We start from the raw sequence: 10,778 nt of genomic DNA, 5'->3' as shown, positions 1-10,778 counted from the left end.
GGTTTTGTCCCAACATGGGGTGGCGCGCACCGCCTCTCCGAAAGGCAGCTTGTCTATACTACCTCCCCCGCCGAGGATTGCAAGCGATCCGGCGCTTCTCCACAGCTTGGACACAACTCCAGGGGGGGAGGGCGCATGGCGCGGGACGAGCTCCGAGGGCGCGAGCCCCGAAGGCGCATGGCGGCGCCGGGGGCGGCTCCGGGGGCGGCTGGGCCCTGGGCGGCAGCTCCCAGCCGGGCGAGGCGAGCCGAGAGCGCGGGAGGCGGGCGGGCATGGCGAGGGGAGGGGCTGTGGCAGAGCTGGAGGCATGATGGGCAGGGGCGGAGGCCGGGCCGGAGGGCGCCGCCCGCCGCCCCGGCCGGGCGGGATCCCGTGCCTCCCCGGGCGCGGACCCTTCCCGCGTCGTCCCGGGCAGCCTCGCGCCGCCCCGGGCGCGAGCGGGCCCCTCCCCGTGTCATCCTGAGCGAGCGGAGCGAGCCGAAGGATCCGGCCCCGGGCACGGCGCGCCCGCATGCGCCACCCAGGCGCGGCCGGATCCTTCGGCTCCGCGCCCTGCGGGCGCTCCGCTCAGGATGACGCGGGGGGACGGGAGAGAAGAACGGAAGCGGGGCGTGGGAGGGCGCGGATCCTCCGACCCGCCTTGCCCGCCCAAGACGGCACGGGAAGACGCCAAGGGGACGCCCCGCGCCTCCTGCAGGCGCTCCGTTCGGGATGGCATGACGGATCTGGGTGAGGAATTCATCCCGGACGACATGGGACGGATGCGAGGAGGACGAGAAAGAAAAAGGCCGGAAGCTTTTGGCTTCCGGCCTTGTGATTACTTGGTAGCTCCGACCGGATTCGAACCGGCGACCTCCGCCTTGAGAGGGCGGCGTCCTAAACCGCTAGACGACGGAGCCACGTAAGTGCGCTTTGCTAGTTTACACGATTGCGATTCGTTGTCAACCAGTTTTTTTGGCTGGGGTGGAAGGAGTCGAACCCTCACATACGGCACCAGAAACCGCTGTCCTGCCATTAGACGACACCCCAACACATTTCCTTCGCCGCTTCCTTGCGGAAGTGGCAAGCGCAAGTGGATATAATAATGACTTGTGCGCTTCCCGTCAAGAAGGAATTTCGCTTTTTAGCAAAAATGTTCCGTCAGGTAGGCGATGATCGCGTCATTGCCCTGGATGAGCTGACCTTCCGCGTAGAGGTACGGGATGAGGTTCGCATCGCCGCCGAGGGCGAGAAGCTCCTGGTAAGGCTGCTCGAGCTCGACGTCGCGCTTGTCGAGGGCGATGCCGTGCTCGTCGGCGAACTGCGAGGTCACCGAGCAGGTTGCGCACGGCGCCCAGTGGTAGAGGATGGGGGTTTCCATGAGGTTCTCCTTTGTCTCAAGCGGCTGCGCACCCATCGCGCAGCCGCGCTTTCCTTGCGAAAGCGCACCGCTCCCCTGCCCCGAGGCCCGGGCCCAAGGATTGGGCCCGCAGGCGGCGGACATCAGGCGGACGGCGCGTACCAGGCGCCCCTTCGCACGGTGCGCCCTTGCCAGCGCTTACGCACGCCCCTCGATGAGGGCTTCCGCCTCGTCGGTGGTGACGACCTTGGCGGCGTAGCACGTCTCCATGTAGGAGAGGCCTTCCTCCTGGTTGCCCACGAGGAAGGTCGCCGTCGCATCGCCCACCACGATCACGTCGTAGTTGTTGAAGTAGGCGTCGGCCACCGTGTGGCGCACGCAGATGTTGGTGTCCATGCCGCAGCAGATGAGCGTGCGCACGCCGAGCTCGTCGAGCAGCAGGCGCAGGCCCGTCTGGAAGAAGGCCGAGTAGCGGCGCTTCTCGATGACGTAGTCGCCCGCCTGCTGCTCAAGCTGAGGCGAGGTCTGCGCCTCGGGCGTTCCCGCCAGGCCATGCGGCCCCCACAGCGCCAGCTCGCGGTCGAGTCCCTCGATGTGCGCGTCGTTGGTGAAGATCACGGGCACGCTCGCCTTGCGCGCGGCCTTCGCGAGGCGCGCGGTGTTGAGCGTGGGCCCGAGCAAGACGCCCTCGAGCGGGCCGCCCACGGGATCGCCTAGCTCGTCGATGACGATCAGCGCGCAGGTGCGCGGATCGACCTCGTCGAGCGCCACGAGATCGCTGTTGTTCTCGTCTCCCAGCATGAATGCTCCTTTCTTCTGGAGATCGGCGGCCTTGCCCGCCTCGCGCGCAAGCCGCCACATGCGCACGAGCCGCCGTGCGCGCGTGCGAGCATGCCCGCGTACGTAGGCGAGCCGCCATGCCATCCTTGATTATCTCACTCGCAGGGCGCGCAAGCACGCACGTTGCCCGTTCGATGCCCTCGGCGGTCTTAAAAGGCAAAGCGCCCGCAGGTTGTTCGCAACGTTAGCGAGGGCGGCTGAGATGCCTCGGGCCGCCTTCAGACGAGCGGGACGAGCACCGCGATCGTGCCTGACTCCACGCCGATCATGACGGCCTCTCCGGCGAACTCGTTGGAGAGGCCGCGCGACGTGCGGTTGGAGAGGGTGAAGTCGTCGAGCTCCCACTTGAGGCCGCGCTCGAACACGCCGCGAGCCTCGTCGCTCATGGAGAGCACCGACACCGTGCCGGCCTCGGCCGCGGACAGCTCGAGCGTGTCGGGGCCGGTGACAAACGTGATGGCCTCCTTTTCGCCAACCGCCGTGACAAAGAGGCCGCGCTCGCTGAACAGCGCGAGCACCTGCAGGTTGGCGAGCGTGTGGTCGAGCCGCCCGCCGAGGCCGCCGTACACGTACACGTCGGTGTAGCGCATCGACTTGGCGCGCTGCAGGGCGAGCTCCATGTCAGACTGGTCCTTGTCGGGCGAGAAGCGCGTGACGCGCATGCCGCGGGGCACGTACCCCAAGGAGTCGAAGTCGCCGAGCGCCATGTCGGGCGTCCGCCCGATGCCCTCGAGGTGCGCAAAGCCCCCGTCGACCGCGATGACGAAGTCGAAGGCGCCCTGGGCGTCCATCTCCTGGAAGTGCTCGGCGTTGAACTCGGAAGCGCCAACCAGCGCACACGTTCTCATGTGAGGATCCCTCTTTCTGGTAATCGCTCGTTTCTCGGTTTGCTAGAATAGCACATGCGAGCGGGCCAGACGGTCGCGTGCCTCACGGCGCGAGGAAAGTCCGGGCTCCCAAGGGCAAGATGCCAGCTAACGGCTGGGCGGGGCGACCCGACGGAACAGTGCCACAGAAAAGAAGACTCCCCCGCCTTCGGGCGGGAGAAAAGCTGAAACGGTGCGGTAAGAGCGCACCAGCGCGTCGGCAACGGCGCGGCTTGGTAAACCCCATCTGGAGCAAGCGCAAATAGGAACGCGATACGGCCGCCCTTCCGTGCGTTCGGGTTGCGTGCTAGAGACGCGCGGTGACGCGCGTTCGAGATAAATGGCCGTCCTCCGACAGAACCCGGCTTACCGGCCCGCTCGCCCTGTCGAAGCAGCAAAAAAGACCCCTTGCGGGGTCTTTTTCGTTTTCACGAGGAGATCATGAGAAGGCTGCGGATCGTTCGTAACGCCAGCGAGAAGGGCCGAGATGCCCCGAGTTGCCGTGAGAGCTTGAGGAAGCGCGCTTCGTACGCGACGAAAGCTCAAAGCGGCAAGGCGGGGTGCCTCGGCCCTTCGCAGCGTCGAATAGTTCCGCCCGCCGTCAAGGCGAGCGGAGCGGTCAATTAGTCGATCTCCTCGAACTCGAAGTCGTCGGCGTCGCCGAAGCCGGAGAGATCCTTCTCGTAGGCGCTCGCAACCGGCGTGGGAGCAGCCACCACGGCGTCAGCGGCCTGCGGCGTGGTGTAGGCGACCGGCGCGGGCGCAGGCGCAGGCGCGGCCTGGGACTCGCCAAGCTCGAACTCGCCGGTGTCCTGCGTGCCGAGCGCGGCAGGCTGGCTCGGCGTCACGTAGTGGGCGGCGGCGGAGACGGCGGTGCTCGCGGTCACCACGCCGCCGAGGTCGGACAGCTTGCGGGACGCGTCGGTGATGAAGTCCTTCAGGATGTCGGCGTACTCGTCGCGCACGTCCTCGCGCTCGTCCTCGAGCTTGCGGATGGAGTCGAGCACCGCCTGCTTGTCGGCGTTGGCGCGGTTCAGGATGCGCGTCGCCTCGTCGCGCGCGTCCTGGATGGTCTCGGCGGCCTGGGCGTTGGCCTTGGCCACGATCTCGTCAGCGGAGCGCTGGGCGACGACGAGCGCCGCGGAGATGGCGCTGTCGTTGGCCTTCTTCTCCTCGAGCTGGCGCTCGAGGTCGGCGATGATGTCGTCCTTCTCGGCAATGAGGTCCTCGTACTCGGAGGTGTCAACGGAAGCGGGCGCAGCCGGCGTGATGACCGCCGTCTCGGCAGCCGCCACCGGGGCGGCCGGGGTGTCGAAGCCGTCGAACTTGGCGTCGTCGAGCTGATCCTCCAGCGACGCGATCTGGTTGTTGAGCGCGTCGATCTCATCAGCCACATGCTCGAGGAAGACGTCAACCTCGTCAACGTCGTAGCCCTTGCGATCGATCGAGAAGCTTTGGTTGTGGATGTCGGCAGAAGTAATAGCCATGTTGTTCCCTCTCATCAGGATGCCGGCACGCAGGGCCGTTCCCTCAGTTGACCGTTAAAACAGAATAACGAGTAGTCGTACCGCAAATTGTAATACAAGCAGGGCAATTATGGGGGTTATGTCCACCATTCCTCCAATAGGAGGTATGAGCCGCTTGAACAAGTTGAGGTACGGGTCGCAGACTTTGGCGAGCACCTGGTAGATGTCGGCCACGATGCCGCGGCTCGTGGGCAGCCACGACATCATCACGTAGATGAAGATGATGAGGCTGTAGGCGTCGGCAAGGCGAACGAGCAGAAACGTCAGCATGAGGCAAGCTCCTTAGATCGCGTGACTGCCGCGTCGACGCCCGCCTCGAACACGGAGGCGAACCCGGCGGCGTTCATGGCATTGAGTGCTGCGAGCGTGGTGCCGCCGGGGCTGCACACGTTGACGCGGCACGTCTCGGCGCTGATCCCCGTCTCCTTCATGAGGAGCGCGGTGCCGTACACGGTCTGCAGCGCCAGCTGCTCGCCGAGATCAGGCGCGATGCCGTGCTTCGCAGCCGCGTCGCGCAGCGCCTCCACGAGGGCGGCCACATAGGCCGGGCCCGACCCGGAGAGCGCGCAGACGGCGTCCATGTCGGCCTCGGGCACCTCGCAGGCGAGGCCCAGGCTCGAGAAGAGCTCGCACACGAAGCGCACGTCATCTCTCGAGGCACGCGCGCCCGCGCATACCGCCGTGGCGCCCGCGCTCACCAGAAGCGGCGTGTTCGGCATGACGCGCACGAGGCGCGCGCCCTCCGGCAGGGCCGCCTCCAAGCGCTCGGTGGTGAGCCCTGCGGCGATGGACACGAAGAGCGGGCCGCCTTCGCCTCCCACGTAGGACCCGTGCGCGCGGATCGTCTCGAGCACGCCCATCATCACCTGGGGCTTCACCGCCAAGACCACCACGTCGGCACGCGGCAGCTCGCGCGCGTCAGGCACGCAGGCGACGCCGTAGCGCTCGGCGAGGTACGCGCGGCGCTCCTCGCCCGGGTCGGCCACGCCGAAGCTCCCCGCACCCAAGGCGCGCGCCGGGCCCTCCTGCGCGGCGATCCAGCCGCCGAGGACGGCCTCGCCCATCTTGCCGCCGCCGATGACGGAGACGCGCCCGACCTCGCAGGCACCCGCCATCAGAGCACCCCCTGGTTGCGCAGGTTCATGCGCTCGACCTCCGACAGCCCGCTGCCGCGCGCTATCACGAACACCTTGTCGGCCACGCACTCGACCGATGCCTCGAGCGCGCTCGCCACGCCGAACGAGAAGTCGAGCACGCGCTTGGCGAGCGCGTCAGGCGCCTCGCCGAGCGCGAGCACCACCACGTCGCCCGCCTTGAGGGACTTCGCCACGCGCTCCACCTCGCCGTAGCTCGCAGGCGCGATGACCGTGAGCGTGCGGCGGCCGGTGTAGCTGCCCGTGGAGCTTCCCGTGTAGGATTCGTACGGGTCGTAGGCGCCTGCGGAGCCCGCAGAGGCCGTCGAGGTCGCTGAGCTTGCCGCGCTCGCGGCAGGCGCATGCGCCCCGTGCGCCGTCGAGGCAGCCGCATGCGCGCCCGCGCGCCCGGAGACCGGCGCGCCCGCGGCCTCTTCGGTGGTCGGCGTGAACAGCGAGTCGAGGCCCTCCGAGCGGCGGCGCGAGGCTGCCGCGGAGACCGCCGCCGTGCCCTCGGGGGTCATCTGGGGCGGAAGCGAGGAGTCGACCATCGTGCGGCCGAACGCGTTGGTGGCCGGCGTGGTCACGTGGCGCGGCGGCAGCGGGTCGCGGTTCAGGCTGCCGGGAACCTGCGTGCTCGCGCGCACGTCGTCGATGGAGACGAGGCGCGGCATGCTCGAGCCGGAGCCCGTCTGCCGGCCCGCGCCCACCGAGCGCGTGGTCACCGGCGCGTAGCGGTCGTAGCTCGAGCTCGCCGGGGCGTAGTCGCCATAGCCGTCATCGTAGTCGTCGGCATAGTCGTCGTACCCGTCGTCATAGCCGTCGTAGTCGTCATAGCCGTCATCGTAGGCCGCGTCCTGCCCCTTCGACCCAAATCCGAGCTTGGACTTGAGATCGCCGAGCATTCTCTTCCCGTCCTGCAGATCCATGCCTGACCTCCTCACCAAATCTATCCGTCAAGCGGACGTGCCGCCTTGCCGTCATCGACGCGACCGCCGTGATGCGGTCGCCTTCAGCGCGAAAAAGCACCTGCCCTCCATCTTACTCGAAGGAGTCGCTGAAAATAGCGCGCCCTACGCGAACAATGGTAGCGCCCGCGCAAATGGCCTCATGCCAGTCCTCGCTCATGCCCATGGAAAGCTCATCGAACGCCTCAGCGTCATGTGGGTCGAGCGCGGCGCGGATGCGGGCATGCAGGCGCGCCAGGTCGTCGAAGCACGCGCGCGCCACCGCGCGGTCGCCCTGCGGCGCCATGGTCATGAGCCCGCGCACGCGCACGTGCCCGAGCGCCGCGCAGGCGCGCACGAGCGCCTCGGCGTCCTCGGGCGCGACGCCGCTCTTGCTCGCCTCCCCCGAGACGTTCACCTCGACGAGCACGTCCTGCACCTTGCCGAGCCGCTCCGCCGCCGCGTCGATCTTCTCGGCGTGGCTCAGCTGGAAGAGCGAGTGGATGAGCGTTGACGACGCCACGATCTCGGGGATGCGGCGCGACTGGATGTTGCCGATGAAGTGCCAGGTTGCCTCAGGGTAGGCCGCCGCCTTCGAGACGATCTGGTCGGGGCGGTTCTCGCCGAAGTCGCGCGCGCCCGCGGCGAACGCCTCGCCCACGCCCTCTTCGCCGACCGTCTTCGACACCGCCACGAGCGTGACGGCCTCGGGGTCGCGTCCTGCCGCCGCGCATTGCGCGCGCACCTCGTCGAGCGTGCGCGCGTAGCGCTCCTTGATTCCCATGTCCTAGCTCCTCACTTGCTTGATGGCGCCCGCAAAGAACGCGAGGGCGCCGTGGCGCCCGCACATGCCGCCCTCGGCGCGGTACGAGTAGAACTCATCGGGGCAGCATGCCGTGCACACGCCCGCGTCAGCGATGCGCGCCGCGTCTGCGCCCGCGCGCACGAGGTCGACGGCGAGAGCGCGCGCCAAGCTGACGTGGCGCGCGTCAGGTGCGCACTCCTCGCCCATCTTCTCGGCGAAGAGAACCCGCACGTCCTCGCCCGTCTCGAAGCACTCGACGTGGATGTGGGGGCCGAGGTAGACGTTGTACGCTGCCGCGGCCTCCTCGGGCGTGCCGAAGGGACCCTCCGCACCCGACTCGCGCGCGGCGAGCGCGCGCACGGCCTTCGGCGCGATGGATGCCGCCACGCCGCGCCACCCCGCGTGCACGACCGCGAACGCGCCGGTCGGCGACGCGATCACCACCGGCACGCAGTCGGCGAAGCACAGAAGCGCCGCTACGCCGGACGTCGTGACCACGAGGCCGTCGGCGCCGCGCGCGGCCTTCTCGCGCACGTCTGCGAGCGTGGCGGCATCAGCGCGCGGCACGCACACAAGCTCGTCACCGTGCACCTGGTTGGGAACGATGAGCGGCAGCCCGGGCACGCCGAGCTCCTCGAGCAGAAGCGCGCGGTTGCGCATGACGGCGGCGGGGTCGTCGCCGACGTGCGTGGCGAGGTTGAGCCCCGCGTAGGGCGCCTCGCTCACGCCGCCCGCACGCCCGGTAAAAGCAACGCGCACGCCCGAGGTTCGGGCGAGCGCGTCATCAGTCAGGATATGGAGCGGTCCGAGCTGGCGCGCCTCGAGGCGAGGCAGGGGCAGCTGCGATACCTTCACGGGCTGACTCCCCTAGCGCTGGCGCTTCAGGAAGTCGGGGATGTAGTCCTCGTCGGCGAAGCGGCCGCTGTTCGAGGACGTGGAGAACGACACCGGCGCGGGAGCTGACGCGGTCACCACCGGCTCGGTGGAGGCGAACAGGTCCTGCTTCTTGGGCCGGGAGAAGTCCATGGACGACTGGGAGGCCGACGCCTTGAAGCCCGTGGCGATCACGGTGATGCGCACGGCGTCCTTCATGCCCTCGTCGATGATCTGGCCGTAGATGATGTTGGCGTTCTCGTCGGCGCACGCCTCGACGGTGCGGGCCGCCTCGGACACCTCGGTCAGCGTGAGGTCCGGGCCGCCGGCGATGGAGAACAGCACGCGCGACGCGCCCTGGATGGACGACTCGAGCAGCGCGGAGTTGGTGGCCTGCTGGGCCGCCTCGAGCGCGCGGTTCTCGCCGTTGGAGACGCCGATGCCCATCATGGCGGTGCCGGCGTCCTTCATGACCGCGCGGATGTCGGCGAAGTCGAGGTTGATGAGGCCGGGGACGGTGATGAGGTCGGTCACGCCCTGGATGCCCTGGCGCAGCGTGTCGTCGCAGATGCGGAAGGCGTCGATCATGGACGTCTTCTTGTCGACGATCTCGAGCAAACGATCGTTCGGGATGACGATGAGGGTGTCCACCTTCTGGGACAGAAGGTCGATGCCCTGCTCAGCCTGGTTGCGGCGCACGCGACCCTCGAACGAGAACGGCTTGGTGACGATGCCGACGGTGAGCGCGCCGATCTCCTCGCGCGCGATCTCCGCCACGATGGGGGCGGCGCCCGTGCCCGTGCCGCCGCCTTCGCCGGCGGTGACGAACACCATGTCGGCCTCGGCGAGCGCCTCGCGGATCTCCGCGCGGCTCTCCTCGGCTGCCTGGCAGCCCACCTCGGGGTTCGCGCCGGCGCCGAGGCCGCGCGTCAGCTCCTCGCCGATGTGGATGGTCTTGTCGGCATCCGACATCAGAAGGGCCTGGCGGTCGGTGTTGACCGCGATGAACTCGACGCCCTTGACGCCTGCTTCTACCATGCGGTTAACAGCATTCGTACCGCCGCCGCCTACGCCGACGACCTTGATGACCGCCAGATGCTCACCTGAATAGTTAGGCATTGTTCTTCCTCCACACCTGCTGCGTTTAGACTGCCGTGTTAATCAAATCTTGACCTGCGCCTATGCAGGCGCAGCACACATGGGGGCTATTTTACACGATGAGGGGGCGTTTGCAACTTTGCGACCAGCGATTACTCCTTGTCCGTCCACGAAATAACGACATAAGGGACGCGCCGGGAAAGCGCGGGCGTGGCGCGGGCGTCGCGGCGTGCGTCGCGGGTGGGGCCGCGTCCGCCGCTGCGCGCAGCGCGGGCGTCGCTCGCCCGCCGCAGCGCGCAGCGCGGGCGTCGCTCGCCCGCCGCAGAGCACGGCAGGCCGCAATCCGCAAGCCGCCCGCTTCCTCCCTGCGCCGCCCCTACGCCGCCCTCCAGGTGGGACGGTCGACCACGCGCACGTTGATGTAGACGACGGTGGGGTTCTCCTCCATGATCGCGAGGACCACGCGCTCCTTCTCGCGGATGTCGTCCGCGGTGCCGAACGCGATCTCGACGCCGTTCTCAAGCGTGAGCAGCGTGGAGGCGGGGTCGGTCGCCGTCACCTTCTTCACCTGGTCGGCCAGCTCGGTGGTCATGCCGTCGACGATGGACAGCGCGTTGTTCACGTTGTCGTCGGTGCAGTACGCGCCGATCTCGGGCGCAAGACCGTAGGGCACGCCCGTGATGCGCAGCACGCTCTCGGCGTCCTCGTAGATCTTCGGGCTCAAGGTGCGCCCCACCTCGGAGTCCTGGCTCGGGATGGCCATGAGCCACATGCCGTCGGAGGCGATGGCCCAGTTCTGGATGGTCTGCGTGGAGCCCACGGGCACCTCGACCACCGCGGCGACCTGACGCTCGGTCACCGCCACCTTGAGCGTGGAGGGGAACTCCCGGCTCACCGACACGCTCTCCACCCACGAGTCGCGCTCGAGGCTGCTCTTGATGGCGTCGACGTCGACCGAGAGCAGCGTGGTGCCCTGCGGGATGGACACGAGCTGCGACACCTCGTTCGTCGTCAGGTGGTCGGCGCCCGTCACCTCCACGTTCTCGATGGCGAACGCCGAGGTGCGCGCGAGGGCGAACCACGCGACGGCGAGGGCGAGGACGATCGCGGCGATCACGCCGACGATGATGAGCGGGCGCTTGCTCGCCTGGGCCGCGCGCTTCGTGCGCTCGGCGCGCGCGTGGTCGCGCTCGAGGCGGTCCATGTCGCCGATGCGCACCGAGGTGACGCCCGCGGCAGCCCTCCCCCGCGCGCTCGGGCGCGCGCTCGCGGCGCCGCGCGGGGCGGGCGAAGCCGCCGGTCGCGGGCTTGAGGGGCGTGGGCTCGCAGCGCGGGCACCCGGCCGCGGCGC

The 10,778-nt window shown here is 68.6% G+C and carries 11 protein-coding genes, 2 tRNA genes and 1 other RNA gene; 1 reads left to right on the top strand and 13 read right to left on the bottom strand.

All coding sequences use genetic code 11. From position 1 onward, the window contains the following. Nucleotides 1-822: 822 nt before the first annotated feature. The 5 genes from G7Y50_RS11655 to G7Y50_RS11635 form a co-directional block, all read right to left on the bottom strand. A tRNA-Glu gene (locus G7Y50_RS11655) sits at nucleotides 823-899 on the bottom strand. Nucleotides 900-955: 56 nt separating this feature from the next. Beyond that, nucleotides 956-1,029, bottom strand: a tRNA-Gln gene (locus G7Y50_RS11650). A 94-nt stretch (nucleotides 1,030-1,123) separates the two neighbouring features. Beyond that, a complete protein-coding gene (locus G7Y50_RS11645) occupies nucleotides 1,124-1,360 on the bottom strand; it encodes a glutathione S-transferase N-terminal domain-containing protein (RefSeq protein ID WP_165056742.1) in 237 nt (78 codons plus the stop codon). 177 nt (nucleotides 1,361-1,537) lie between these two features. Then, a complete protein-coding gene (locus G7Y50_RS11640) occupies nucleotides 1,538-2,140 on the bottom strand; it encodes a cysteine hydrolase family protein (protein ID WP_165056743.1) in 603 nt (200 codons plus the stop codon). Nucleotides 2,141-2,397: 257 nt separating this feature from the next. Next, nucleotides 2,398-3,027: a thiamine diphosphokinase gene (locus tag G7Y50_RS11635; RefSeq protein ID WP_165056744.1), complete on the bottom strand. Its 630-nt coding sequence runs from the start codon at nucleotides 3,025-3,027 to the stop codon at nucleotides 2,398-2,400. 57 nt (nucleotides 3,028-3,084) lie between these two features. Between G7Y50_RS11635 and rnpB the strand changes: the two genes are divergently transcribed. Next, nucleotides 3,085-3,430: RNase P RNA component class A (gene rnpB / locus G7Y50_RS11630), an RNA gene on the top strand. A gap of 238 nt (nucleotides 3,431-3,668) precedes the next feature. Here rnpB and G7Y50_RS11625 read toward each other — a convergent pair. From G7Y50_RS11625 to G7Y50_RS11590, 8 genes are all read right to left on the bottom strand, one after another. Beyond that, nucleotides 3,669-4,532: a DivIVA domain-containing protein gene (locus tag G7Y50_RS11625; protein WP_165056745.1), complete on the bottom strand. Its 864-nt coding sequence runs from the start codon at nucleotides 4,530-4,532 to the stop codon at nucleotides 3,669-3,671. 54 nt (nucleotides 4,533-4,586) lie between these two features. Continuing rightward, a complete protein-coding gene (locus G7Y50_RS11620; RefSeq protein ID WP_165056746.1) occupies nucleotides 4,587-4,841 on the bottom strand; it encodes a YggT family protein in 255 nt (84 codons plus the stop codon). Next, nucleotides 4,835-5,686 carry a pyrroline-5-carboxylate reductase gene (gene proC / locus G7Y50_RS11615; protein ID WP_165056747.1) on the bottom strand — a complete coding sequence of 284 codons (852 nt, stop codon included), beginning with the start codon at nucleotides 5,684-5,686 and terminating at the stop codon, nucleotides 4,835-4,837. The genes G7Y50_RS11620 and proC overlap by 7 nt, the downstream gene beginning before the upstream one ends. Beyond that, a complete protein-coding gene (locus G7Y50_RS11610) occupies nucleotides 5,686-6,633 on the bottom strand; it encodes a cell division protein SepF (protein ID WP_165056748.1) in 948 nt (315 codons plus the stop codon). The genes proC and G7Y50_RS11610 overlap by 1 nt, the downstream gene beginning before the upstream one ends. 112 nt (nucleotides 6,634-6,745) lie before the next feature. Beyond that, nucleotides 6,746-7,435 (bottom strand): YggS family pyridoxal phosphate-dependent enzyme, encoded by a 690-nt coding sequence (locus G7Y50_RS11605; protein WP_165056749.1) that lies wholly within the window; start codon nucleotides 7,433-7,435, stop codon nucleotides 6,746-6,748. 3 nt (nucleotides 7,436-7,438) lie between these two features. Then, on the bottom strand, nucleotides 7,439-8,311 hold the full coding sequence (locus tag G7Y50_RS11600; RefSeq protein WP_165056750.1) for a polyphenol oxidase family protein: 873 nt from the start codon (nucleotides 8,309-8,311) through the stop codon (nucleotides 7,439-7,441). 12 nt (nucleotides 8,312-8,323) lie between these two features. Continuing rightward, nucleotides 8,324-9,448 (bottom strand): cell division protein FtsZ, encoded by a 1,125-nt coding sequence (gene ftsZ, locus G7Y50_RS11595; RefSeq protein WP_165056751.1) that lies wholly within the window; start codon nucleotides 9,446-9,448, stop codon nucleotides 8,324-8,326. Nucleotides 9,449-9,803: 355 nt separating this feature from the next. Further along, a partial coding sequence (locus G7Y50_RS11590) for a cell division protein FtsQ/DivIB (RefSeq protein ID WP_370458042.1) occupies nucleotides 9,804-10,778 on the bottom strand: 975 nt, incomplete at its 5' end.

This window comes from Adlercreutzia sp. ZJ176 (genome assembly GCF_011038975.1).
Lineage (GTDB): Bacteria > Actinomycetota > Coriobacteriia > Coriobacteriales > Eggerthellaceae > CAAEEV01.
The sequence above is the reverse complement of the archived record's forward strand: the minus strand, read 5'-3'. Positions and strand labels throughout refer to the sequence as shown.